The organism is Pseudomonas fuscovaginae SE-1 (genome assembly GCF_000364705.1).
Taxonomy (GTDB): Bacteria; Pseudomonadota; Gammaproteobacteria; order Pseudomonadales; family Pseudomonadaceae; genus Aquipseudomonas; species Aquipseudomonas fuscovaginae_A.
The window spans coordinates 1-24,141 of sequence record NZ_AQOH01000203.1 but is presented as its reverse complement, the minus strand read 5'-3'; the positions used below and the strand labels follow the sequence as shown (position 1 = coordinate 24,141).

Annotated in this window: 23 protein-coding genes; 2 read left to right on the top strand and 21 right to left on the bottom strand. The window is 62.4% G+C overall.

What is annotated here, in order from left to right:
• Window positions 1–151: 151 nt before the first annotated feature.
• Both K675_RS0118290 and leuA read left to right on the top strand, forming a co-directional pair.
• On the top strand, window positions 152–2,998 hold the full coding sequence (locus K675_RS0118290; protein WP_017904933.1) for a valine--tRNA ligase: 2,847 nt from the start codon (window positions 152–154) through the stop codon (window positions 2,996–2,998).
• A gap of 425 nt (window positions 2,999–3,423) precedes the next feature.
• Window positions 3,424–5,106, top strand: a complete 1,683-nt coding sequence (leuA, locus tag K675_RS0118285) for a 2-isopropylmalate synthase (protein ID WP_017904932.1) — start codon at window positions 3,424–3,426, stop codon at window positions 5,104–5,106.
• A gap of 198 nt (window positions 5,107–5,304) precedes the next feature.
• On the opposite strand, the gene K675_RS0118280 is transcribed toward leuA, so the two are convergent.
• The 21 genes from K675_RS0118280 to K675_RS0118180 all read right to left on the bottom strand — a co-directional run.
• Complete coding sequence (locus tag K675_RS0118280) at window positions 5,305–6,096, bottom strand: amidohydrolase (protein ID WP_026145324.1); 792 nt, start codon at window positions 6,094–6,096, stop codon at window positions 5,305–5,307.
• Window positions 6,084–7,232 (bottom strand): pyridoxal phosphate-dependent aminotransferase, encoded by a 1,149-nt coding sequence (locus tag K675_RS0118275; protein WP_017904930.1) that lies wholly within the window; start codon window positions 7,230–7,232, stop codon window positions 6,084–6,086. Before K675_RS0118275 ends, K675_RS0118280 begins: the two co-directional genes overlap by 13 nt.
• 114 nt (window positions 7,233–7,346) lie before the next feature.
• On the bottom strand, window positions 7,347–8,816 hold the full coding sequence (gene der / locus K675_RS0118270; RefSeq protein WP_017904929.1) for a ribosome biogenesis GTPase Der: 1,470 nt from the start codon (window positions 8,814–8,816) through the stop codon (window positions 7,347–7,349).
• A 279-nt stretch (window positions 8,817–9,095) separates the two neighbouring features.
• Entirely contained in the window at window positions 9,096–10,247 is a 1,152-nt protein-coding gene (gene bamB, locus K675_RS0118265) for an outer membrane protein assembly factor BamB (RefSeq protein ID WP_026145317.1), read from the bottom strand.
• Window positions 10,240–10,881 carry a tetratricopeptide repeat protein gene (locus K675_RS0118260; protein WP_017904927.1) on the bottom strand — a complete coding sequence of 214 codons (642 nt, stop codon included), beginning with the start codon at window positions 10,879–10,881 and terminating at the stop codon, window positions 10,240–10,242. The genes bamB and K675_RS0118260 overlap by 8 nt, the downstream gene beginning before the upstream one ends.
• A gap of 41 nt (window positions 10,882–10,922) precedes the next feature.
• The gene (hisS, locus tag K675_RS0118255) at window positions 10,923–12,212 is read right to left on the bottom strand and encodes a histidine--tRNA ligase (RefSeq protein ID WP_017904926.1); all 1,290 of its coding nucleotides are present in this window, start codon (window positions 12,210–12,212) and stop codon (window positions 10,923–10,925) included.
• Between the two features lie 22 nt (window positions 12,213–12,234).
• Window positions 12,235–13,344 (bottom strand): flavodoxin-dependent (E)-4-hydroxy-3-methylbut-2-enyl-diphosphate synthase, encoded by a 1,110-nt coding sequence (gene ispG, locus K675_RS0118250; RefSeq protein ID WP_017904925.1) that lies wholly within the window; start codon window positions 13,342–13,344, stop codon window positions 12,235–12,237.
• A gap of 3 nt (window positions 13,345–13,347) precedes the next feature.
• Window positions 13,348–14,370, bottom strand: coding sequence for a RodZ domain-containing protein (locus K675_RS0118245; RefSeq protein ID WP_017904924.1), 1,023 nt, complete (start codon window positions 14,368–14,370; stop codon window positions 13,348–13,350).
• Complete coding sequence (gene pilW / locus K675_RS0118240; protein ID WP_017904923.1) at window positions 14,370–15,128, bottom strand: type IV pilus biogenesis/stability protein PilW; 759 nt, start codon at window positions 15,126–15,128, stop codon at window positions 14,370–14,372. The genes K675_RS0118245 and pilW overlap by 1 nt, the downstream gene beginning before the upstream one ends.
• Before the next feature lie 12 nt (window positions 15,129–15,140).
• Window positions 15,141–16,289: a 23S rRNA (adenine(2503)-C(2))-methyltransferase RlmN gene (gene rlmN / locus K675_RS0118235; RefSeq protein ID WP_026145316.1), complete on the bottom strand. Its 1,149-nt coding sequence runs from the start codon at window positions 16,287–16,289 to the stop codon at window positions 15,141–15,143.
• Between the two features lie 28 nt (window positions 16,290–16,317).
• Window positions 16,318–16,743, bottom strand: a complete 426-nt coding sequence (gene ndk / locus K675_RS0118230) for a nucleoside-diphosphate kinase (RefSeq protein WP_010452767.1) — start codon at window positions 16,741–16,743, stop codon at window positions 16,318–16,320.
• A gap of 104 nt (window positions 16,744–16,847) precedes the next feature.
• Window positions 16,848–17,048 carry a Fe-S cluster assembly protein IscX gene (gene iscX, locus K675_RS0118225; protein ID WP_017904921.1) on the bottom strand — a complete coding sequence of 67 codons (201 nt, stop codon included), beginning with the start codon at window positions 17,046–17,048 and terminating at the stop codon, window positions 16,848–16,850.
• Between the two features lie 14 nt (window positions 17,049–17,062).
• The gene (gene fdx, locus K675_RS0118220) at window positions 17,063–17,404 is read right to left on the bottom strand and encodes an ISC system 2Fe-2S type ferredoxin (protein WP_017904920.1); all 342 of its coding nucleotides are present in this window, start codon (window positions 17,402–17,404) and stop codon (window positions 17,063–17,065) included.
• A 2-nt stretch (window positions 17,405–17,406) separates the two neighbouring features.
• The gene (hscA, locus tag K675_RS0118215; RefSeq protein ID WP_017904919.1) at window positions 17,407–19,269 is read right to left on the bottom strand and encodes a Fe-S protein assembly chaperone HscA; all 1,863 of its coding nucleotides are present in this window, start codon (window positions 19,267–19,269) and stop codon (window positions 17,407–17,409) included.
• A gap of 45 nt (window positions 19,270–19,314) precedes the next feature.
• Window positions 19,315–19,836, bottom strand: coding sequence for a co-chaperone HscB (hscB, locus tag K675_RS0118210; RefSeq protein WP_026145315.1), 522 nt, complete (start codon window positions 19,834–19,836; stop codon window positions 19,315–19,317).
• Between the two features lie 8 nt (window positions 19,837–19,844).
• Window positions 19,845–20,168, bottom strand: a complete 324-nt coding sequence (iscA, locus tag K675_RS0118205) for an iron-sulfur cluster assembly protein IscA (RefSeq protein WP_017904917.1) — start codon at window positions 20,166–20,168, stop codon at window positions 19,845–19,847.
• A gap of 45 nt (window positions 20,169–20,213) precedes the next feature.
• On the bottom strand, window positions 20,214–20,600 hold the full coding sequence (gene iscU, locus K675_RS0118200; RefSeq protein WP_007929523.1) for a Fe-S cluster assembly scaffold IscU: 387 nt from the start codon (window positions 20,598–20,600) through the stop codon (window positions 20,214–20,216).
• Between the two features lie 101 nt (window positions 20,601–20,701).
• The gene (locus tag K675_RS0118195) at window positions 20,702–21,916 is read right to left on the bottom strand and encodes an IscS subfamily cysteine desulfurase (protein ID WP_017904916.1); all 1,215 of its coding nucleotides are present in this window, start codon (window positions 21,914–21,916) and stop codon (window positions 20,702–20,704) included.
• Window positions 21,917–21,970: 54 nt separating this feature from the next.
• Window positions 21,971–22,462 (bottom strand): Fe-S cluster assembly transcriptional regulator IscR, encoded by a 492-nt coding sequence (iscR, locus tag K675_RS0118190; protein ID WP_026145314.1) that lies wholly within the window; start codon window positions 22,460–22,462, stop codon window positions 21,971–21,973.
• A gap of 247 nt (window positions 22,463–22,709) precedes the next feature.
• Window positions 22,710–23,486, bottom strand: a complete 777-nt coding sequence (gene cysE, locus K675_RS0118185) for a serine O-acetyltransferase (RefSeq protein WP_026145313.1) — start codon at window positions 23,484–23,486, stop codon at window positions 22,710–22,712.
• Window positions 23,487–23,488: 2 nt separating this feature from the next.
• A partial coding sequence (locus tag K675_RS0118180) for an RNA methyltransferase (protein ID WP_017904913.1) occupies window positions 23,489–24,141 on the bottom strand: 653 nt, incomplete at its 5' end.

Below are 24,141 nucleotides of genomic sequence, written 5' to 3'. Positions count from 1 at the left end.
CTACACACCGGCTCACGCCTGGATAGGCGGATTGAGCGCCTATCCAGCCAATATTTTGCAGCACCTCCCCTCACCTCGCTCTACGCCCCGCGCCATATCCCCGTTATACTTGCCGGCTTTCCTGAATTAATGCCTAAGGGTCCCGCCGCGCATGGATAAGACCTACCAGCCACACGCCATTGAAACTTCCTGGTACCAGACCTGGGAGTCCGAGAACTACTTCGCCCCGCAAGGCTCGGGTGACGCCTACACCATCATGATCCCGCCGCCGAACGTCACCGGCAGCCTGCACATGGGCCACGGCTTCAACAACGCGATCATGGATGCGCTGATCCGCTTTCGCCGCATGCAGGGGCGTAACACCCTGTGGCAGCCGGGCACCGACCACGCGGGCATCGCCACCCAGATGCTGGTGGAGCGCCAGCTTGAAGCCCAGGGCCAGAACCGCCATGACCTGGGCCGCGAGAAGTTCCTGGAGAAGGTCTGGGAGTGGAAGGAGCAGTCCGGTGGCAACATCAGCCGGCAGATCCGCCGCCTGGGCTCGTCGGTGGACTGGAGCCGCGAGCGCTTCACCATGGACGACGGCCTGTCCGAAGCGGTCAAGGAAGCCTTCGTGCGCCTGCACGAGGACGGCCTGATCTACCGCGGCAAGCGCCTGGTCAACTGGGACACCAAGCTGCACACGGCCATTTCCGACCTCGAAGTGGAAAACCACGACGAGAAGGGTTTCCTGTGGAACCTGCGCTACCCGCTGGCCGACGGCGCCAGGACCGCCGAAGGCCTGGATCACCTGATCGTCGCCACCACCCGTCCGGAAACCATGCTCGGCGACTCGGCCGTCGCGGTGAACCCGAACGACGAGCGCTACAAGGCCCTGATCGGTCAGTTCGTCGAACTGCCGCTGGTTGGCCGCCGCATTCCGATCATCGCCGACGACTACTGCGACCCGGAATTCGGCACCGGCTGCGTGAAGATCACCCCGGCCCACGACTTCAACGACTATGAAGTCGGCAAACGCCACAACCTGCCGCTGCTGAACATCTTCGACAAGAACGCCAGCGTCCTGCCGGCCTGCCAGGTGTTCAACCTCGACGGCACCCTGAACGACAGCATCGACGGCAAGATCCCGGCGCAATACGTCGGTCTCGACCGCTTCGACGCGCGCAAGCAGATCGTCGCCGACTTCGATGCCGCGGGCCTCTTGGTCAGCGTCGACGACCACGCCCTGAAGGTGCCGAAGGGCGACCGTTCCGGCACCGTCATCGAGCCCTGGCTGACCGACCAGTGGTACGTGTCGACCAAGCCACTGGCCGAACCGGCCATCGCCGCCGTGGAAGGCGGTCGCATCGCCTTCGTGCCCAAGCAGTACGAAAACATGTACTTCTCCTGGATGCGCGATATCCAGGACTGGTGCATCAGCCGCCAGCTGTGGTGGGGCCACCGGATTCCGGCCTGGTACGATGAGTCGGGCAAGGTCTACGTCGGCCGCGACGAAGCCGAAGTGCGCGCCAAGCACAACCTCGGCACCGACATTGCCCTGCAACAGGACAACGACGTTCTCGACACCTGGTTCAGTTCGGGCCTGTGGACCTTCTCCACCCTGGGCTGGCCGGAGCAGACCGAGTTCCTCAAGACCTTCCACCCGACCGACGTGCTGGTCACCGGCTTCGACATCATCTTCTTCTGGGTCGCCCGGATGATCATGCTGACCATGCACCTGGTGAAGAACGAGGACGGCACCCCGCAGGTTCCGTTCAAGACCGTCTACGTCCATGGCCTGGTGCGCGACGGCCAGGGCCAGAAGATGTCCAAGTCCAAGGGCAACGTCCTCGACCCGCTGGACATCATCGACGGTATCGAACTCGAAGCGTTGGTACAGAAGCGCACCACCGGCCTGATGCAGCCCAAGCTGCAGAAAGCCATCGAGAAGCAGACCCGCGCCGAATTCGCCGAGGGTATCGCCAGCTACGGCACCGACGCCCTGCGCTTCACCTTCTGCTCGCTCGCCTCCACCGGTCGCGACATCAAGTTCGACATGGGCCGCGTCGAAGGCTACCGCAACTTCTGCAACAAGATCTGGAACGCCGCCCGCTACGTGCTCGACAAGGGCGAGGACTGCGGCCAGAACGGCGAAGCCTACGAGCTGTCACTGGCCGATCGCTGGATCATCTCGCAACTGCAGCGAACCGAAGCCGAAGTGACCCGCCAGCTCGACCAGTTCCGTTTCGACCTGGCCGCCCAGGCGCTCTACGAGTTCATCTGGAACCAGTACTGCGACTGGTACCTGGAACTGTCCAAGCCGGTGCTGTGGGACGAGAACGCCCCAGTCGAACGCCAGCGCGGCACTCGCCGCACCCTGGTGCGCGTGCTGGAAGTGGCCCTGCGCCTGGCGCACCCGTTCATGCCGTTCATCACCGAGGAAATCTGGCAGCGCCTGGCGCCGCTGGTCGGTGCCGAGGGCAAGACCATCATGCTGCAAGCGTGGCCGGTGGCGAACGAGGAGCGCATCGACCCGGCGGCCGAAGGCGACATCGAATGGCTCAAGGGCCTGATGCTCGGCGTCCGTAATATCCGTGCCGAAATGAACATCGGCCCGGGCAAGCCACTGGCACTGTTCCTGAACAACGCCGGTGCCGAAGACCAGCGTCGCCTGAAGGAAAACGAGACCCTGCTGAAGAAGCTGGCCAAGCTCGAATCGATCACCGTGCTGGCTGCCGGCGAGGAAGCACCGTTGTCCGCCACCGCCCTGGTCGGCGAGATGGAAGTGCTGGTGCCGATGGCCGGACTGATCGACAAGGGCGCTGAACTGGCTCGCCTGGACAAGGAAATCCAGCGCCTGCAAGGCGAAGTCCAGCGTGTCGGCGGCAAACTGTCGAATGCCGCGTTCGTCGACAAGGCGCCAGCCGAAGTCATCGAAAAGGAGCGCGCCAAGCTCGCCGAGGCCGAACAGGCCCTGGGCAAGCTGGCTGAACAGCACGCTCGAATCTCCAGCCTGTAAGGCTGTCGGCGATTGAAAAGGGAGGCCTTCGGGCCTCCCTTTTCGTCCGCAACATCACCTGTACACGTTGTGACAGGTGCTTTTCAAAACCAGGCAGCCCTGCACCAGGGATTGCGCCGACCCAAAATAGTGCGCAATTGTTCTAGACTTTCCGCGACAGAAGCAAAATAAAATCTCGAAAAAGCCATTTTATCGAGTATTCCTCTCAAATTCTTCTACAGGCTTGCCATCTTTCACCCCAGTGGTTAGGGTTGAAAACATGAAAACCTCACATACCCTCATTCAGCGTCGTCAACACCGCAGTCTCTGCCTCGTCAGCGCACGACTGCCGGGCTGAATCGCGGTGCCTCATCCCCAGGCTTTTTCCTGACAACGCTACACCGGCTGGGCGCCTCTTTTCGGCCCTGGCAAACAAGGAATTCCCCATGAGCATGCTCAAAGACCCGTCTTCGAAGTACCGTCCGTTCCCGGCCATCAACCTCCCTGACCGTACCTGGCCATCGAAAACCATCACCACCGCGCCGATCTGGTGCAGTTCCGACCTGCGCGACGGCAACCAGTCGCTGATCGAGCCGATGGATTCCGCGAAGAAACTGCGCTTCTGGAAAACCCTGGTCAGCGTCGGCGTCAAGGAAATCGAGGCGTCCTTCCCGGCCGCTTCGCAGACCGACTTCGACTTCGTTCGCACCCTGATCGAAGACGGCCACATCCCGGACGACACCACCATCCAGGTGCTGACCCAGGCCCGCGAGGACCTGATCGCCCGGACCTTCGAATCCCTGCGCGGCGCCAAGAAGGCCATCGTGCACCTGTACAACGCCACCAGCCCGTCGTTCCGCCGCATCGTCTTCAACCAGGACAAACAGGGCGTGAAGGACATCGCGGTGAACGCCGCCAAGCTGTTCGTCAAGTACGCCGCCCAGCAGCCGGACACCCAGTGGCAGTTCGAATACTCCCCGGAAACCTTCAGCGCCACCGAGCTGGAGTTCGCCAAGGAAGTCTGCGACGCCGTGGTCGAAGTGTGGAACGCCACGCCCGAGAACAAGGTGATCCTCAACCTGCCTGCTACCGTTGAGGTGGCCACGCCGAACGTCTACGCCGACCAGATCGAGTGGTTCCACCGCAACATCAACCGTCGTGACAGCGTGATCATCAGCCTGCACACCCACAACGACCGTGGCACCGGTGTGGCCGCCACCGAGCTGGGCCTGATGGCCGGCGCCGACCGTGTCGAAGGCTGCCTGTTCGGCAACGGCGAGCGTACCGGCAACGTCGACCTGGTGACCGTGGCCCTGAACATGTACACCCAGGGTCTCGACCCGCAACTGGACTTTTCCGATATCGACGGCGTGCGCAAGGTGGTCGAGGAGTGCAACCAGATTCCGGTGCACCCACGTCATCCTTACGTCGGCGACCTGGTGCACACCGCGTTCTCCGGCTCGCACCAGGACGCGATCCGCAAGGGCTTCGCCCAACAGCAGGCGGATGCCCTGTGGGAAGTGCCTTACCTGCCGATCGACCCGGCCGACATCGGCCGCAGCTACGAGGCGGTGATCCGCGTCAACAGCCAGTCGGGCAAGGGCGGTATCGCCTACCTGCTGGAACAGGAGTACGGCATCAGCCTGCCACGTCGCATGCAGATCGAGTTCAGCCAGGTCGTTCAGCGCGAAACCGATCGCCTGGGCCTGGAAATGACCGCCCAGCAGATCCACGCCCTGCTGCACAGCGAGTACCTGCAAGCCAACACCCCGTATGCGCTGGTCAGCCATCGCCTGCAGGAAGAGAACGGCAACAGCAGCGTCGAAGTCGAAGTCGCGAGCAAGGGTCAGGGCGAAACCAACCTGCACTGGCGCGGCAAGGGCAATGGCGCCCTGGAAGCCCTGGTGGCCGGCCTGCCGGTTCCGGTGGAAATCATGGACTACAACGAACACGCCATCGGCGCTGGCACCAACGCCAAGGCGGCGGCCTACATCGAGCTGCGCGTGAACGGCGAACGTGCGGTGCACGGCGTGGGTATCGATGAAAACATCACCACGGCCAGCTTCAAGGCAGTGTTCAGTGCCCTGAACCGCTCGCTGAGCCAGACCCAGGCCAGCAAGGCCGCGTAAGCGTCCGCTGCAATGAACGAGGCCCCGGGGTGAGAACCTCGGGGCCTTTTTTCAGGGTGGGATTTTTGTCGAGTCAAAGGGCCCTTTCGCGGGCAAGCCTCGCTCCGACAGGGCCGTGGTGTACGCAAATTTTCATACACCCCACCCTCTGTAGGCGCGCGGCTTGCCCGCGAAAGGGCCTGCCTGCCGACCACCGAATCAGGTGAACTCGAAGGTATCGGCATCCAGGTTGGCCGGAAAGCGCTCACGATAGGCGGCCAGCTCGACGGCGCTCAGGCCGACCTGGAACACACCATCGGCCTCTGCGGCCCCTAACAGCGACTCGCCCTGGAAATCCAGCACCTGGCTGTCGCCGGTGTACGAGAAACCCTTGCCATCGGTACCCACCCGGTTCACGGCGGCCACATAACACAGGTTCTCGATCGCCCGCGCCGGCAACAGCCGGTTCCAGTGCAGGCGTCGAGCCCCCGGCCAGTTCGCGGTATAGAGCAACAGATCGGTGTCATGGGCATCCCGGCTCCACACCGGGAAGCGCAGGTCATAGCAGATCAGCGGACGTACCCGCCAACCCTTGAGCTCAAACTGCACCTGGCGTTCGCCCGGCGTGTAGTGGTTGTGCTCACCGGCCATACGGAACAGGTGGCGCTTGTCGTAGTGCCAGACCTCACCATCCGGACGCGCCCACAACAGGCGGTTGCGATGACTGCCATCAGCGGCATGCACGATCACGCTGCCAGTGATCACCGCATCGAGCTTTTTCGCCTGGCAACGCAACCACTTGGTGGTCGGACCGTTCTCAGGCTCGGCGAGGGTCTTGGACTCCATGGAGAAACCGGTGGTGAACATCTCCGGCAGGATGACCAGATCGGCACCACGGGCCTGCTCGAGCAGCACCTCGAAATGCTCCAGGTTGGCCTGGCGGTCATGCCAGGCCAGGGACGTCTGCACCAGGGCCAGCTTGAGGTCGGGCAACGTACTCAGATCACGCATAGTTTTTCCGCCGCTTCACGCAGCGTCTCCTCGCGCTTGGCAAAACACAGGCGAACCAGTCGCTGGCCTTCGGGCGGGGTCTGGTAGAACACCGACACCGGGATCGCCGCCACGCCATGTTCACGGGTCATCCACATCGCCATGTCGACATCATTCAGGTCCGGACGGATCTGTGAGTAGTCGACCAGTTGGAAGTAGGTACCCGCCACGCGTTTGAAACGGAAGCGTGACTGGCTGAGCAGGTCGCAGAACAGGTCGCGTTTCTGCTGGTAGAACGCCGGCAGGCGCTGTACATGCCCGGGATCCGCCTCCATGTAGTCGGCCAGGGCGTACTGCAGCGGGGTCACCCCACAGAAACTGACGTACTGGTGCACCTTGCGCAGTTCGGCACTCAGGGCCGGCGGCGCGATCACATAGCCGGTCTTCCAGCCAGTGACGTGATAGGTCTTGCCGAACGAGCTGACGACGAAGGCACGCTGGTACAGCGCCTCGTGGGCCAGGACGCTGGCATGCGGCACATCGTCGTAGACCAGGTGTTCATAGACCTCGTCGCTGACCAGGTAGATGTCCCGGTCGGCGATCAGCGTTGCCAACTGGTCCAGCTCGGCATGGCTGATCAGTGCACCGCTCGGGTTGTGTGGCGTATTGAGGATGATCATCCGGGTCCGCGGGCCGAGCGCATCCTGGAGTTTCTGCCAGTCGATGGCAAAGTCGTCGAGACCCAGTTGCACGTGGATGCAACGCCCGCCGGCCAGCTCCACCGAGGGCTCGTAGCTGTCATAGCAGGGGTCGAAGACGATCACTTCATCACCCGGCCGAATCACCGCCTGGATTGCGCAAAAGATGGCCTGGGTCGCCCCTGGGGTGATGGTCACTTCCGCATCGGCGTTCACATGGACGCCATAGCTGCTGAAGATCTTCGCCGCCACCTGCTGGCGCAGGGACGGCAGCCCGGTCATCGGCGCATACTGGTTGTGACCGCTGGCAACGTGCCGCGCCACCGCATCGCGCAAGGCTTGCGGGCCATCGAAATCGGGAAAGCCCTGGGACAGGTTCAGTGCACCGGTTTGCGCGGCGAGCTGGGACATCCGGGTGAAGATGGTGGTGCCGACATTCGGCAACTTGCTGGTGATCATGGGGCCGTTTTCCCTGCTGAACATCCGGCACTACACGGCACGGGAGGGTTCGAGGATAACGTATCCACCAGACATGAAAAAGGGCGCCATGGGCGCCCTCTCCAGAGTCCGGGATCAGCGCTTGTCGCGGCGCTTCTTCTCGGCTTTCTTGTGGTGCGACATCAGGCGACGCTTCTTGTTGACCTGGCGGTCGGTCAGCGTGTTCTTCTTGCCTTCGAAGGGGTTCTCGCCGCCCTTGAACTCGATGCGGATCGGCGTACCGACCAGTTTCAGCACCCGACGGTAGGTGTTTTCCAGGTAACGCACATACGAATTCGGAACCTTCTCGACCTGGTTGCCGTGGATCACGATCAGCGGCGGGTTGGCACCACCCAGGTGGGCATAACGCAGCTTGATCCGGCGGTTGTTGACCATCGGTGGCGCGTGCTCGGACACCGCATCCTCGAGGATCTGGGTCAGGCGGCTGGTCGGCCAGCGGGTCACCGCCGACTTGAACGAGTTCTGCACCGACTGGTACAGGTTGCCCACGCCAGTGCCGTGCAGCGCCGAGATGAAGTGAATGTCGGCGAAGTCGACGAAGAACAGCCGGCGCTCCAGCTCGGTCTTCACGTAGTCGCGCTCGCCCGGGGTCATGCCGTCCCACTTGTTCAGGGCGATGACCAGCGCACGACCAGCCTCCAGGGCGAAGCCAAGCAGGTTCAGGTCGTGGTCGACCACGCCCTCGCGGGCGTCCATGACGAAGATCACCACGTTGGCGTCCTTGATCGCCTGCAGGGTCTTCACCACGGAGAACTTTTCGACTTCCTCGTGGATCTTGCCACGCTTGCGCACACCGGCGGTGTCGATCAGCGTGTACTTCTCCTCGTTGCGCTCGAACGGGATATAGATACTGTCGCGGGTGGTGCCTGGCTGGTCGTAGACGATCACCCGGTCTTCACCGAGCATGCGGTTGACCAGGGTCGACTTGCCGACGTTCGGCCGACCGATGATGGCGATCTTGATGCCATCCTTCTCGCTCGGGCCCGGAATGCGCGTGGCCTCCTCGCCTTCGGCGACTTCCTCGGCCTCGCCCTCTTCAGGCTCCGCCTCGTCACGGGGGAACTCGCCAAGGACGATTTCCAGCATCTGGTTGATGCCGCGACCGTGCGCACCGGCGATCGGCAGCGCATCGCCAAGCCCCATCGGACTGAACTCGGCACGGGCCATGTCCGGATCGATGTTGTCGATCTTGTTGGCGACCACGTAGGAACGCTTGTTGCGCTTGCGCAGGTGCTCGCCGATCATCTGGTCGGCGGCGGTGTAGCCGGCCTTGGCATCCACCAGGAACAGCACGACATCGGCTTCTTCAATGGCCAGCAGCGACTGCTCGGCCATCTTTTCGTCCATGCCATGCTCGTCGCCGGAGATACCGCCGGTGTCGATCACAATGTAGGAACGCCCCTGCCACTTTGCCTCACCGTACTGGCGATCACGGGTCAGACCGGACAGGTCGCCGACGATGGCGTCACGGCTGCGGGTCAGGCGGTTGAACAGGGTGGACTTGCCGACATTCGGTCGGCCCACCAGGGCGATTACGGGAACCATGCGGCTCTCCACTTCGTTATTTCAGAAAATACAAAAGCCGCTGCATGGCAGCGGCTGGTGCTCGGGGGCGGCACCGCAAGGTGTCGCAAACCTCGCGGAGCGAGGCGGCTTGGGGATTCCCCCAAGCATAGTCAAAGCCTGTTTCTGCACCTGAAGCGCCTGCGCTCGATCATGCGGCGTTGAAAATCAGTTCGCAATGCTCATTGACTAATGTCAACTCCGCTACTCACTGACCTTCGCCTTGCATGCTCTTCGCTCGGCAGCTTCAGGAGCTAAAAACTACTTGATGGTCAGGGCTTCCAGTTTGCCGCTGTTGCCATACACGTAAATCATGTCACCCACCACCAGCGGACGAACCCGCAGGCCATCGCTGTCGATACGCTCGCGACCGACGAAGCGACCGTCCACCTGGCTCAGCAGGTGCAGGTAGCCTTCGAAGTCGCCGACCGCCACGTAGCTGGAGAACACCTCCGGTGCCGACAGTTGGCGACGTGCCAGAGAGTCGTTGCTCCAGATAGCGGTGGTCGAACGCTCGTCGACACCTTCGACGGTGCCCGAAGCCAGTGCCACGTAGACGCTGCCGAAGCCCTGGGCTACGCCAGCATAGCTGGACGCATCACGCTGCCAGAGGATCCGGCCGCTTTCCAGGTCCAGGGCAGCCATGCGGCCCTGATAGCTGGCGACATACAAGGTACCGCCGGACAACAGCAGGCCACCGTCGATATCGACCACCCGCTCCAGCTCGGAACGACCTTGTGGAATCGCCACACGGGTTTCCCAGGCCGGGACGCCGTTCTGGGTGTCCAGCGCAACGACCTTGCCGGTCGACAGGCCCGCCACCGCCAGGTGGTTGGTCACCAGCGGGGCACCGGTGCCACGCAGGGTCAGTACCGCCGGCGAGCTGTCGTACAGCCAGCGCTGGTTGCCGGTGGAGGCATCGAGGCCGATCACGCGGTCATCCTGGGTCTGGACCACCACCACGTCACCGTTGCTGGCCGGCGGAGCCAGCACCTCGCTGGTGACGCGGGCACGCCATTTCTCTTCGCCGCTGCTGGAATCCAGGGCAATGACCTCGCCCTTGAGCGTACCCAGCATCACCAGGCCGTAGCCGACGCCGACGCCGCCGGATACTGGCAGCTCCAGGTCCTTCTTCCACTTCACGTCGCCGTTCATGCGGTCCATGGCCACCACCACGCCGCTGTCATCAGCCGCGTAGAGGGTGTCGCCGTCGACCGCGGGAACCAACTGGTTGTAGATCTTGCCCTGGCCATCGCCAATGGAGCGGCTCCACTGCTTCTGCAGAACCACTTCTTCCTTGAAGGAAGTCAGCTCGGCCGGTGGCAATTCCTTCTTGCTGTTGCTGCTGCAACCCGCGGCCAGAATGGCCAGGGCCAGCAATGCTGCATGTTTCCAACGGATCACGTTACGCATCCCCTTTGGCCAGGTCGTCGAGCTTGATTTGTAAGCCACCGACCGCCGCCTCATCGGAAAGCGCCGCCTTGGCCTTTTGGTACGCGGCATGGGCCTCATCGTTGCGACCCAGTTGAACCAGCAGGTCCCCCTTGAGTTCTTCACGACTGGCCAGGAACGCCTTGTCGGTATCGCCATCGAGCAGCTTCAGCGCTTCGTCGGCCTTGTTCTGGGCAGCCAGCACCTGAGCCAGACGCTGACGCGCGACTTCACCCAGGGTGGCATTGACCGGCTTGTCGACCACGGCCTTGAGCTCGGTGGCGGCGTCGTCCAGCTTGCCGGTGTCGACCGCGACCTTGGCGACGAACAGGCTGCCGTACTGCGCGTAGGCGCTACCGCCATACTGGGTATTGAGCTTGCCGGCCAGGTCGGCCACACGCGCCGGATCGGGCTTGCCATCAGGCGTCAGGGTGCTTTCCAACAGCTCCTGATAGAGCACCGAGGCACCTTGCGACTGGTTGTTCTGGTACTTGTGCCAGGCTTGCCAGCCGAACACCACCACCAGCGCCAGCAGGCCGCCAGTGACCAGGGGTTTGCCGTTGCGCTGCCACCATTCCTTCAACTCGGCTACGTGATCTTCTTCGGAACTCGACACCCCAATACTCCTTATTCTCTAAATCGGCTGTTCTAACAGCTTCAACCCTGCACGACGCAGGTGGACAAGTGCTCGGAAAGAGCCTCCCAGGCAATGCTTTGTTGCTCGCCCTGGCCACGCAGGGGTTTGAAACCTACCACTTGCTGAGCCAATTCGTCGTCACCGAGGATCAAGGCGTACAGCGCACCACTCTTGTCAGCTTTCTTGAACTGGCTCTTGAAGCTACCGGCACCGGCATTGATCTGCAAACGCAGGTTCGGCAACTGGTCACGGACCTTCTCGCTCAGGGCCAGCGCCGCCAGCTCGGCGGCCTCGCCGAAGGCGCAGAGGTAGACGTCGACCTGGCGGGAAATCTCTTCCGGCACCTGCTCCAGGGTTTCCAGCAGCAGGATCAGGCGTTCGATACCCATGGCGAAGCCAACGCCGGGGGTCGGCTTGCCGCCCATCTGCTCGACCAGGCCGTCGTAGCGGCCACCGGCACACACGGTGCCCTGGGCGCCCAGCTTGTCGGTGACCCACTCGAACACGGTCTTGCTGTAGTAGTCCAGGCCACGGACCAGCTTGGGGTTGATCACGTACGGAATGCCGGCGGCATCGAGGCGGGCCTTGAGGCCGTCGAAGTGCGCGCGCGACTCTTCATCGAGGTAGTCGGCCAGCTTCGGCGCGTCCACCAGCACCGCCTGGGTATCGGCATTCTTGGTGTCGAGCACGCGCAGCGGGTTGGTCTTGAGGCGACGCTGGCTGTCTTCGTCCAGTTGCTCGAAGCGCGCGGACAGGTACTCCACCAGGGCTTCACGATAACGGCCGCGGGACTCGCTGGTGCCCAGGCTGTTGAGTTCCAGCTTGACCGCATCCTGGATGCCCAGCAGCCCCCACAGGCGCCAGGTCAGCACGATCAGCTCGGCATCGATGTCCGGACCGTCGATGTTGAACACTTCGCAGCCGATCTGGTGGAACTGGCGATAGCGGCCCTTCTGAGGACGCTCGTGGCGGAACATCGGCCCGATGTACCAGAGTTTCTGCTGCTGGCCGCCGCCGCTGATGCCGTGCTCCAGCACCGCGCGCACGCAGGCCGCGGTACCTTCTGGACGCAGGGTCAGGGAGTCGCCGTTGCGGTCCTCGAAGGTGTACATCTCCTTCTCGACGATGTCGGTCACTTCACCGATGGAGCGCTTGAACAGCTCGGTGAACTCGACGATCGGCATGCGGATCTGCTTGTAACCGTAGTTATCCAGCAAACGGGCGACGGTGCCCTCGAAATAACGCCACAGCGGCGTCTGCTCGGGCAGGATGTCGTTCATGCCACGAATGGCTTGCAGAGACTTGCTCACAGATATTCCTTAAATTCTTCGATCAGCCGCGGGCGATGACTGCCGCGTCAGCTTCGACCTTTTCGGCCGCCTTCTGCCGGATCAGCTTTTCCAGCTCATCCACCAGGTTGTCATTCGTCAGTTTCTGCGACGGCTTGCCGTCGATGTAGATCAGGTTGGGGGTGCCGCCGGTCAGGCCGACATGGGCCTCCTTGGCTTCACCGGGACCGTTCACCACACAGCCGATCACCGCGACATCCAGCGGTACCAGCAGGTCCTCCAGGCGCCCTTCCAGCTCGTTCATGGTCTTGACCACATCGAAGTTCTGCCGCGAGCAGCTCGGGCAGGCGATGAAGTTGATCCCACGGGACCGCAGGTGCAGGGACTTGAGAATGTCGTAGCCGACTTTCACTTCCTCGACCGGGTCGGCCGCCAACGAGATGCGAATAGTATCGCCAATCCCTTCGGCCAGCAGCATACCGAGGCCGACCGCCGATTTCACCGTACCCGAACGCAAACCGCCCGCTTCGGTGATGCCCAGGTGCAGCGGCTGGACGATTTCCTTGGCCAGCAGGCGGTAGGCTTCCACCGCCATGAACACGTCGGAAGCCTTCACGCTGACCTTGAAGTCCTGGAAGTTCAGGCGCTCCAGGTGCTCCACGTGGCGCAGAGCGGACTCTACCAGCGCTGCCGGGGTCGGCTCGCCGTACTTCTTCTGCAGATCCTTTTCCAGGGAGCCGGCGTTGACGCCGATACGGATCGGGATGCCACGGTCGCGGGCGGCATCGACCACCGCGCGCACCCGGTCTTCACGACCGATGTTGCCCGGGTTGATGCGCAGGCAGTCCACGCCCAGCTCGGCCACTCGCAGCGCGATCCTGTAGTCGAAGTGGATATCGGCAACCAGCGGCACCTTGACCTGCTGCTTGATCCAGCCGAAGGCTTCGGCCGCATCCATGTCCGGTACGGACACCCGGACGATGTCGACGCCAGCCGCTTCCAGGCGGTTGATCTGGGCGACCGTGGCCGCCACATCGTTGGTGTCGCTGTTGGTCATGCTCTGCACCGCGATAGGCGCATCGCCGCCCACCGGCACCGAGCCGACCCAGATTTTACGCGATTCGCGACGCTTGATTGGGGATTCGCCGTGCATGACTTATTGACCTAGCTTCAGGCGAGCAGTCTCGCCGCTGGTGAACGGAGCGACATCGACCGCCTGCCCGTTATAGGTGACCTGGGCGCCCTTGGCATAGCCCAGGCGTACCGCGAAGGGCGGCTTGCCGCTGACTTCGAGCGAATCGCCCTTGCGCTTGAGACCGCTGAACAGCACCTTGCCAGCGCCGTCGGTGACCTGGGTCCAGCAATCGGCGATGAAGGTCACATGAACCTGGCCCGCGCCAGCTACCGGCGCGCTGGCCGCCGCAGCCGGGACACTCGGGGCGCCATTGACCGGGGCGGTTGGCGACACCGGCGAAACCGGGCTTGGCGCCGGCTGCGGTGGTACCACCAGCGATTGTGCCGCGTGCGGCACCGGCACCACGGCCTGGGCGGCTGGAGCAGCCTGTGCGGCGGCGGTGGCGGCAGGTGCCGGGGCTGACGCCATAGCTTCAGCGGCAGGCGCGGCAGCTTCTGCTTCCGGATTGGATTGATTCTGCGCGACCGCCTGGTCTTCCGGCTCGTCGATCGGATGAATCTGCGTGGTGCCGTCGGCGCTTTCGACCTCGACGTGCTCCATGCTGATCGCCGCCTGGTCCTTGGTGCGCTGACTGGTCTGGTCCTGCCACCAGACAAAACCGCCACCGATCACGGCAATCAGCAGCAACAGGCTGACGATGCGCAAGATGGTATGGGAAACCCGCACCGGCTCCTCGATACGCCCCAGGGCGTGGACGTTGCTGCCCTGGGAGTCGGTGCCGGTGCACTGGTCGAACTGCTGCACCAGCACGGTCTGATCCATGCCCAGCAGCTTGGCGTACGCGCGGATGTACCCCCGGGCAAAGGTATGCCCTGGCAACTTGTCGAAGGCACCGGCCTCCAGGTTGCTCAGAGAGGTGCTCGTCAGGTTGAGCTTGAGGGCCACTTCGGCCAGCGTCCAGCCATTGCTTTCGCGGGCCTGACGCAGGGTTTCACCGGGATTTACGCGAGTGGCTGCTACAACTTCTGGATGCGCCGCTTTCATCATTGCTCCGACAGGTATTGCTGATATTCCGGCGTACCGGGATAGAGTCGTTTTAATTGCAGGCCGTAACTGGCGACCTTGTCGCGATCTTCGTAAATCTTCGCCAGGCGGATACCGAGCAACAGACTACGGGCATTCTGCTCGCTGAGCTGGCTGAACCGCTCGTAATAATCACGCGCCGGCACATAATGCCTGTCTTCGTAAGACAACTCAGCCATTTCCAGCAGGGCACGCGGCTGCTGGCGATTGAGCCTTAGGGATTTGTCCATGTTCTGCCGCGCCAATTCGCGATCGCCCAGGGCCAGAGCGGTCAGCCCGAGGTTCTCGTAGACCCGCGAACGCTCGGGATAAAGGCTGTCGGCGGCAGCTTGTTCAAAGCGCTCGTAGGCCTGCTTGTACTGCTTGCGCTCGTACAGGAAACCACCGTAGTTGTTGAGAATCCGCGCATCGTTCGGCCGGGACGACAGCGCCTTGCGAAAATGCTGGTCGGCCAGGTCCCATTCCATTTCGGCCTGGAACACCAGCGCCAGGGCGGCGTTGGCATCGGCATCGGAGCTGTCGAGCTCCAGGGCTTTCTTGAGCGGAACCTTGGCCTGCTCGGTCTGCCCCTGCTGCAGGTAACCGATGCCCAACTGAACATAAGCCATGCGCGCTTCATCACGTCCCTTGCTGGTACTCATCGGATCGACATTGCCCGTCGAAACGCAGCCGGCCAACAGGCCGACGAACAGTACAAGGAGCGCAGCGCGCAAGGTCATGGAGATCCTCTCTCAGGTTCGGCTCGAAGCGCTGCGCGGCATATCGGCATCGGCGCTCAGCTCGCGCACCGCGATATAACGCTCGCTGCGACGGGTGCGATCGAGCACCTGCCCGACCAACTGCCCGCAGGCCGCATCGATATCTTCACCGCGGGTGGTGCGCACCGTGACGTTGTAGCCGGCCTGGTGCAACAGATCCTGAAAGCGCCGGATCGCATTGTTGCTCGGACGCTCGTACCCCGAATGGGGGAACGGGTTGAACGGGATCAGGTTGATCTTGCACGGCGTGTCCCTGAGCAGCTCGATCATCTCGAGCGCGTGCTCGGGCTGGTCGTTCACATCCTTGAGCAGGGTGTACTCGACGGTCAGCACGCGCTTCTCGCCCAGGCTGGACATGTAGTTGCGGCACGACTCGAGCAGCACCTTGAGCGGATACTTCTTGTTGATCGGTACCAACTGGTTGCGCAGCGCATCGTTCGGTGCGTGCAGCGACAACGCCAGGGACACGTCGATGTGCTTGGCCAGTTCATCGATCATCGGCACCACGCCGGAGGTCGACAGGGTCACGCGGCGCTTGGAGATGCCGTAGCCCAGGTCGTCCATCATCAGGTGCATGGCGGCGATGACGTTGTCGAAGTTCAGCAGCGGCTCGCCCATGCCCATCATCACCACGTTGGTGATGGCGCGGTCGATGGTCGCCGGGACGCTGCCGAAGGATTTGTTGGCAATCCACACCTGGCCGATCACTTCGGCGGCGGTGAGGTTGCTGTTGAAGCCTTGCTTGCCGGTGGAGCAGAAACTGCAATCCAGGGCACAGCCGGCCTGGGACGAAACGCACAGGGTACCGCGTTTGCCCTGGGGAATGTAGACGGTCTCGACACAGCTGCCGGACGCCACGCGCACCACCCACTTGCGGGTGCCGTCGCTGGAGATGTCCTCGCTGACCACTTCGGGACCGCGAATTTCGGCAACGTTCTTGAGCTTTTCGCGCAAGGCCTTGCCGAGATTCGTCATGGCGTCGAAATCGTCGACGCCAAAGTGGTGAATCCACTTCATGATCTGACCGGCACGGAAACGCTTCTCCCCGATCGAGTCGAAGAATTTCTCCATTTCCGGCTGGGTCAGGCCCAGCAGGTTGGTTTTAACAGCAGATGTAGTCATGGATTCACCTTCACTCGTCAGCCGTGGCTTAGCGAGTGGTTACTTCGGTAGCAGCGAAGAAGTAAGCGATTTCGCGGGCAGCGGCGGCTTCGGAGTCCGAACCGTGAACGGCGTTGGCGTCGATGGACTCGGCGAAGTCGGCGCGGATGGTGCCTGGAGCGGCTTCTTTCGGGTTGGTGGCGCCCATCAGCTCGCGGTTGCGAGCAATGGCGTTTTCACCTTCCAGCACCTGGACGACAACCGGACCGGAAGTCATGAAGGCAACCAGGTCGGCGAAGAAACCACGAGCGCTGTGCTCGGCGTAGAAACCTTCGGCTTCGGCTTTCGACAGTTGCTTGAGTTTCGAAGCGACAACGCGCAGGCCGGCTTTTTCGAAACGGGTAGTGATCTCACCGATGACGTTTTTTGCAACAGCGTCAGGCTTGATGATGGAGAAAGTGCGTTGAACAGCCATGGTGTAACTCCAGAAACGATAATTTGCGAAAAATTAAACCCGCGAATTATACGCGGGTTCTTGGGTATTGCCTAACTCGGGTATTGCTTGATCTTACCGCCGGATCAGTCGCGTTCTTCGATCCAGTGGGCCTGGATGGCCTCCAGAATCTTCTCGCCACAGTGTTCCGGTTTGTCGTCGAACTCCGGCAACTCCATGACCCACTTGCGCAGATCGACGAAATTGACCGACATCGGGTCGATTTCCGGCTTGCTTTCAGCCAGTTGGATGGCGATTTCCAGCACATCCGTCCACTTCAGGCTCATGTTATGTCCTTGACTCAGTGCGGCGCTTCGGCAGCGTGGTTGAGCGAATACTTGGGAATCTCGACCGTCAGGTCTTCGGTACCGACGATCGCCTGGCAACCCAGGCGCGATTGCGCCTCCAGCCCCCAGGCACGGTCGAGGAAGTCCTCTTCCAGCTCATCGGCTTCCTCCAGCGAGTCGAAGCCCTCGCGAATGATGCAGTGGCAGGTGGTGCAGGCACAGACGCCACCGCAGGCGCTTTCCATCTCAATGTGGTGCTCATGGGCCAGATCGAGAATGGAAGTACCGGGCTCGGCCTCGACCACCATGCCATCCGGGCAAAACTTCTCGTGGGGCAGAAAAATGACCTGCGGCATCGTTATTCCTCAATCTCGTTCAGGTTGCGTCCGGCCAGCGCGGCTTTCACCGTCGAATCCAGGCGCCGGGCCGCAAAGGCATCGGTCACTTGCGACAGACGCTTGGTCTGCTGCTCGATGGCATGGCCATCGGTTCCTTTTATCAGTTCGCTCAGTTCCTGCACCTGCAATTCGATGACCAGACGCTCTTCGGCGTCGAGCAGACGCTCGCCATCAGCCTCCAGGGCCGCCTGCACCGCTTCGATCAGGCGCTGGGCATCGACCTGCTGTTCACGCAGCACGCGGGCGACCTTGTCATCGCCGGCATACTGGAACGAATCCTTGAGCATACGGGCGATTTCGCCGTCGGTCAGGCCGTAGGACGGCTTGACCTGGATGCTCGCCTCGACGCCCGAGCCCAGTTCACGGGCCGAGACGCTGAGCAGGCCGTCGGCATCGACCTGGAAGGTCACGCGGATCTTCGCCGCGCCGGCGACCATGGCCGGAATGCCACGCAGTTCGAAGCGCGCCAGCGAGCGGCAGTCACTGATCAGTTCACGTTCGCCTTGCAACACGTGAATCGCCATGGCCGTCTGGCCGTCCTTGTAGGTAGTGAAATCCTGGGCCCGCGCCACGGGAATCGTGGTGTTGCGCGGAATCACCTTCTCCATCAGACCGCCCATGGTCTCAAGACCGAGGGACAGTGGAATGACGTCCAGCAGCAACAGTTCGCCACCGTCGCGCTTGTTGCCAGCCAGCGTATCGGCCTGGATCGCGGCACCAATGGCCACCACCTGGTCCGGGTCGATCTCGGTCAGCGGCTGACGGCCGAACATCTCGGCCACCGCGCTGCGAACGCGCGGCACGCGGGTCGAACCACCGACCATGACCACCGCATGCACATCTTCGAGCTCGACGTTCGAGTCACGTACGGCACGACGGCAGGCCTTGAGGCTACGGGCGACCATCGGCTCGATCAGGGCATCGAAGGTTTCGCGGGTCAGTTGGGCACGCCAGTCGCCATAGGCCACTTCGACCGCAGCCGCCTCGGTCAATCCTTCCTTGGCCGCGCAGGCGGCCTGCAGCAGGCTGCGCTGTGCCCCCGGATCAAGGTCCACCGACAAGCCGGCCTGCTCGATGATCCAGCCGGCGATCGCATGGTCGAAATCGTCGCCGCCCAGGGCACTGTCGCCACCGGTCGCGAGGACTTCGAACACCCCACCAGTGAGGCGCAGGATGGAAATATCGAAAGTGCCACCGCCCAGGTCATAGATCGCCACCACGCCCTCGGCATGCTGGTCCAGACCATAGGCCACCGCCGCCGCAGTCGGCTCATTGAGCAGGCGCAGGACGTTCAGGCCGGCCAGACGCGCGGCATCCTTGGTCGCCTGGCGCTGAGCATCATCGAAATACGCCGGCACGGTGATCACCGCCCCGACCAGCTCGCCACCCAGGGTCGCTTCCGCGCGCTGACGCAACACCCGCAGGATATCGGCGGAGACTTCCACCGGGCTCTTGGGCCCCTGCACGGTGTCGATGAACGGCATGTGCGACTCGCCGCCGACAAAGCGGTAAGGCAGTTGCTCGCCCAGCTGCTTGACGTCCGACAGGCCACGACCCATCAGGCGCTTGACCGAAAGCACGGTATTGAGCGGGTCGCTGGAGGCTGCCAGACGAGCCGACTGCCCGACCTCGACGCGATCGGCGTGGTAGCGCACCGCGGATGGCAGGATCACCTGCCCGTCGGCATCGGCCAGGGGCTCGGAAAGACCACTGCGCAATGCAGCGACCAGCGAATTGGTGGTACCCAGGTCAATCCCCACCGCCAGACGACGCTGGTGCGGCTGTGGGCTTTGGCCTGGTTCGGCGATCTGCAGTAGGGCCATGGTTATCTGGACTTATCTGAATATCAGGCGTGCGGCGGCACGGGGTTAATCGTCGAGGCGCTCTTCTAGCTGGCGCACTTCGTAGGTGAGCTTGTCGAGGAACTGCATGCGCCGCATCAGGCGCTCGGCCTGCTCACGTTGCGCTGCGTCGCTCCAACAGGCGGCGAAGCTTTCGTTCAACTCATCCTGGGCGGCCTTCAGGCGCCGCTTGAAGGCGGCAATGCCCGGCAGGTCGGCGTCGTCCCGCAGATCCTCGAGCTCTTCACGCCACTGCATCTGCTGCATGAGGAAATCGGGATCGTGCACGGTGACTTCCACCGGCAACTCGCCGCCATTCAACGCCAACAGGTAGCGCGCACGCTTGGGCGGACTCTTGAGGGTCTGGTAGGCCTCATTGAGGCTGGCGGAACGCTCGAGCGCCAGGCGCTGCTCACGCTCGGAGGCGTCGGCGAAGCGATCCGGATGAACGGCGCGCGCCAACTCGCGGTAGCGCGCGGCCAACTGATCGAGGTCCAGCGTGAAGCTCGGTTGCAGCTCGAACAAGGCGAAATGACAAGGAGTACCCACGAATAGCCTCAGACGTTGAAGCTTTCGCCGCAGCCACACTCACCGCGCACGTTGGGGTTGTTGAACTTGAAGCCTTCGTTCAACCCTTCCTTGACGAAATCCAGCTCGGTGCCATCGAGGTAGGCCAGGCTTTTCGGGTCGATGATCACTTTCTCGCCGTGACTTTCGAACACCTGATCTTCCGCCACCACCTCGTCGACGAACTCCAGCACGTAGGCAAGGCCGGAACAGCCTGTGGTGCGAACACCCAGGCGAATGCCTTCACCCTTGCCGCGCCCGTCGAGGGAGCGTCGCACGTGTCGAGCAGCCGCTTCTGTCATGCTGATAGCCATCGGGGACTCCTTAGCTTTTCGCTCAAATCTTCAACACCGGATCGGTCAGATCAGGCCTTTCTTCTGCTTGTAGTCGCGAACGGCGGCCTTGATGGCGTCTTCGGCGAGTACCGAGCAGTGGATCTTCACTGGCGGCAGGGCCAGTTCTTCGGCCAACTGAGTGTTCTTGATGGTTTCCGCCTCGTCCAGCGTCTTGCCCTTCATCCACTCGGTAGCCAGGGAGCTGGAGGCGATGGCCGAACCGCAGCCATAGGTCTTGAACTTGGCGTCTTCGATGATGCCCTGCTCGTTGACCTTGATCTGCAGGCGCATCACGTCACCGCACGCCGGGGCGCCGACCATGCCGGTGCCGACATCCGGATCCTCGGCATTCATCTTGCCGACGTTGCGCGGGTTTTCGTAGTGGTCGATGACCTTTTCACTGTAAGCCATGGTACTTATTCCTCACTCATCAGGGCCGCTCTCGACCCTGCAGCTACGCCAGACATCATTTGCCGCGTCGCTACAGGATCTGTATGTGGCGGCTTCTTTGTTTAGTGTGCCGCCCACTCGATCTTCGAGATATCGACGCCATCCTTGAACATGTCCCACAGTGGCGACAGGGCACGCAGCTTGGTCACGGCCTCGCAGACTTTCTGCGCGGCGTAGTCGATTTCTTCCTCGGTGGTGAAACGGCCGAAGGTGAAGCGGATCGAGCTGTGCGCCAGCTCGTCGTTGCGGCCCAGGGCACGCAGTACGTACGAAGGCTCCAGCGAAGCCGAGGTGCAGGCAGAGCCGGAGGAGACCGCCAGGTCCTTGAGCGCCATGATCAGCGACTCGCCTTCGACGTAGTTGAAGCTCAGGTTCAGGTTGTGCGGTACGCGGGCGGTCAGGCTGCCGTTGACGTACAGTTCTTCCAGGTGCTCGACCTGCTTGAAGAATCGCTCGCTCAGAGCCTTGATCCGCACGTTCTCGGCGGCCATGTCTTCCTTGGCCACGCGGAAGGCTTCACCCATGCCGACGATCTGGTGGGTCGCCAGGGTGCCGGAGCGCATGCCGCGCTCATGACCGCCACCGTGCATGGTCGCTTCCAGGCGCACCCGCGGCTTGCGGCTGACGTACAGCGCGCCGATACCTTTCGGACCATAGGTCTTGTGGGCGGAGAACGACATCAGGTCGACCTTCAGTTTCTGCAGGTCGATCTCGACCTTGCCGGTCGACTGGGCGGCGTCAACGTGGAACAGCACTCCGCGCGAGCGGGTCAGCTCGCCAATGGCGGCGATGTCGTTGACGGTGCCGATTTCGTTGTTCACGTGCATCACCGACACCAGAATGGTGTCTTCGCGCAGGGCGGCTTCGACCATGGCCGGAGTGATCAGACCGTCTTCACCCGGTTCGATGTAGGTGACTTCGAAACCTTCGCGCTCCAGTTGGCGCATGGTGTCGAGGACCGCCTTGTGCTCGATCTTGCTGGTGATCAGGTGCTTGCCCTTGGTGTGGTAGAAATGCGCAACCCCCTTGATCGCCAGGTTGTCGGACTCGGTGGCACCGGAAGTCCAGACGATTTCACGCGGATCGGCATTGACCAGGTCGGCGACCTGACGGCGAGCATTCTCCACGGACTCTTCGGCCTTCCAGCCGAACACGTGGGAACGCGAGGCCGGGTTACCGAAGTTTCCGTCGACCAGCAGGCATTCACTCATTTTTTGCGCGACACGCGGATCAACCGGGGTGGTCGCTGAGTAATCAAGGTAAATCGGCAATTTCATGGACTTTCTCCTAAATCAGGCTGGCTGGCGCACCGCGGGCTCTTTGGCTGTCATTCATTCGACGGCGGACGCTTCGATCTTATCCAGGCGTGGCGCCTTGCTATTGCAGCGGCGCTGGTCCTGACGCAGGGCAACCTCTTGCACTTCACGGCGAGTGACAAGGTCCGCCAGGCTGATGCCACTGAGAAACTCGTGGATCTGCAGGCTGAGGTCGCACCACAGGTGGTGGGTCAGACAGGTGTCGCCGGAATGGCAATCACCCAATCCCTGGCATTTGGTGGCGTCGACCGATTCATTAACTGCATCGATCACCTGGGCGACCTGGATCCCCTGCATGTCGCGCGACAACTGGTAGCCGCCACCCGGACCACGGACGCTGGAAACCAGGTTGCTGCGGCGCAGCTTGGCGAACAGCTGTTCGAGGTAGGACAGGGAGATGCCTTGGCGCTCGGAGATATCGGCCAGGGACACCGGCCCGTGTTGCGCGTGCAACGCCAAGTCAAGCATGGCGGTCACGGCGTATCGGCCTTTTGTAGTCAGTCGCATGGACAATTACCACGGAGTTACGGAATGGGTACGAGTATGCGATTCCCGAGTATTTAAGTCAACTATAAGACCTAGTACTTTAGTCAGGTTTACCCGCAAAAGAGCGCGCGTATCATAGCAAAGTCCACGCATAATGGCATCGCGCTAGGCCGATGGCTTCAGCGGCATCGCCGGGTGACGCTTTTAGCGACTCCGGAGACGCTTTCGCGGCGGTCCGGCGCGAACAGGCCCGAAAACCCGCCACCGATCAACCGACCTTGGCCTCACCTTCCGCCTTCACCTCGGCAAAACCCTCGCAATGCAGCTCCGGCAGATCCTTGGCGCAGTAGTTGCTGCCCAGGTCCTTCAGCGCACCGCACATGCCCTCCAGGCGCCCATCCACCGCCTGCAGATGATCGAGCATCTGCCCGATGGCCCGCGCCACCGGATCCGGCATGTCGCCACTGACACCGTAGGCATCGAAACCGAGCTTCTCGGCCATCGCCTTGCGCTTGGCCTCCTGCTCACCATCTGACTTCATGATGATCCGCCCGGGAATACCGACCACCGTGGCACCTGCCGGCACCGCCTTGGTCACCACCGCATTGGAACCGACCTTCGCCCCGGCACCGACCGTGAACGGCCCCAGCACCTTGGCGCCCGCCCCCACTACCACGCCATCTTCCAGCGTCGGATGACGCTTGCCCTTGTTCCAGCTGGTACCCCCCAGGGTCACGCCCTGATAGAGGGTCACGTCATTGCCGATCTCGGCGGTTTCACCGATCACGATCCCCATGCCATGGTCGATAAAGAAGCGCCGCCCGACCCTGGCCCCGGGATGAATCTCGATACCGGTCAGCCAGCGGCCGAAGTTCGACACCACCCGCGCCAGCAGCTTCCAGTTGCGCACCCACAACCCGTGACTCAGGCGGTGCAGCCAGATGGCATGCATGCCCGGATAGCAGGTCAGCACCTCGAAGGCATTGCGGGCCGCCGGATCACGATGGAATACACTCTGGATATCTTCACGCAAACGTTCGAACATCATCATTCCTTCCGCTTGAGGAGCTCACCACGGGCCGCTTTCTGGGTTTCCGTGAGGATGCCACGCAAAATGTTCATTTCCACTCGACTGACCGAGCTACGGCCATACAGCCGGCGCAGACGCGCCATCAGGTGCCGGGGCTTCTCCGGGTCGAGAAACTCGATCGCCACCAGCGTCTGCTCCAGATGCTCATAGAAGCGCTCCAGCTCATCCATGGTGACCAGCTCTTCGCCCACCTCCCCCTTCTCGACCTTGTGCGGCCGACCTTCCAGCGCCAGCCAGGCCATGCGCACCTCATAACTGAGCACCTGCACTGCGGCCGCCAGGTTCAGCGAGCTGAAACCGGGGTCCGATGGGATATGCACGTGGTAATGACATCGCTGCAACTCGTCATTGGTCAGCCCGGAGTCCTCACGCCCGAACACCAGGGCGATCCGCACCCCCTGCGCCGCCTCCTCGAGCACCTTCACCCCGCATTCGCGCGGCTCCAGCATCGGCCAGGGCAGGCTGCGATCGCGGGCACTGGTACCCAGCACCAGGGTGCAGCCGGCCAGCGCCTGCTCCAAGGTGGCGACGACTTCGGCGTTTTCAAGGATATCGGTGGCCCCGGAGGCCCGTGCGTCGGCTTCGGCGGAAGGGAAAACCCGCGGCTCGA

Coding starts and splice junctions, on each gene's coding strand:
- iscA (WP_017904917.1), bottom strand. CDS start 20,168: ATGGCTATCAGCATGACAGAAGCGGCTGCTCGACACGTGCGACGCTCC.
- ispG (WP_017904925.1), bottom strand. CDS start 13,344: ATGCACGGCGAATCCCCAATCAAGCGTCGCGAATCGCGTAAAATCTGG.
- cysE (WP_026145313.1), bottom strand. CDS start 23,486: ATGTTCGAACGTTTGCGTGAAGATATCCAGAGTGTATTCCATCGTGAT.
- pilW (WP_017904923.1), bottom strand. CDS start 15,128: ATGACCTTGCGCGCTGCGCTCCTTGTACTGTTCGTCGGCCTGTTGGCC.
- K675_RS0118245 (WP_017904924.1), bottom strand. CDS start 14,370: ATGAAAGCGGCGCATCCAGAAGTTGTAGCAGCCACTCGCGTAAATCCC.
- K675_RS0118195 (WP_017904916.1), bottom strand. CDS start 21,916: ATGAAATTGCCGATTTACCTTGATTACTCAGCGACCACCCCGGTTGAT.
- K675_RS0118280 (WP_026145324.1), bottom strand. CDS start 6,096: ATGCGTGATCTGAGTACGTTGCCCGACCTCAAGCTGGCCCTGGTGCAG.
- fdx (WP_017904920.1), bottom strand. CDS start 17,404: ATGCCGCAGGTCATTTTTCTGCCCCACGAGAAGTTTTGCCCGGATGGC.
- K675_RS0118275 (WP_017904930.1), bottom strand. CDS start 7,232: ATGATCACCAGCAAGTTGCCGAATGTCGGCACCACCATCTTCACCCGG.
- ndk (WP_010452767.1), bottom strand. CDS start 16,743: ATGGCTGTTCAACGCACTTTCTCCATCATCAAGCCTGACGCTGTTGCA.
- der (WP_017904929.1), bottom strand. CDS start 8,816: ATGGTTCCCGTAATCGCCCTGGTGGGCCGACCGAATGTCGGCAAGTCC.
- iscX (WP_017904921.1), bottom strand. CDS start 17,048: ATGAGCCTGAAGTGGACGGATGTGCTGGAAATCGCCATCCAACTGGCT.
- bamB (WP_026145317.1), bottom strand. CDS start 10,247: ATGCGTAACGTGATCCGTTGGAAACATGCAGCATTGCTGGCCCTGGCC.
- leuA (WP_017904932.1), top strand. CDS start 3,424: ATGAGCATGCTCAAAGACCCGTCTTCGAAGTACCGTCCGTTCCCGGCC.
- iscR (WP_026145314.1), bottom strand. CDS start 22,462: ATGCGACTGACTACAAAAGGCCGATACGCCGTGACCGCCATGCTTGAC.
- K675_RS0118290 (WP_017904933.1), top strand. CDS start 152: ATGGATAAGACCTACCAGCCACACGCCATTGAAACTTCCTGGTACCAG.
- rlmN (WP_026145316.1), bottom strand. CDS start 16,289: ATGACTACATCTGCTGTTAAAACCAACCTGCTGGGCCTGACCCAGCCG.
- iscU (WP_007929523.1), bottom strand. CDS start 20,600: ATGGCTTACAGTGAAAAGGTCATCGACCACTACGAAAACCCGCGCAAC.
- hscA (WP_017904919.1), bottom strand. CDS start 19,269: ATGGCCCTACTGCAGATCGCCGAACCAGGCCAAAGCCCACAGCCGCAC.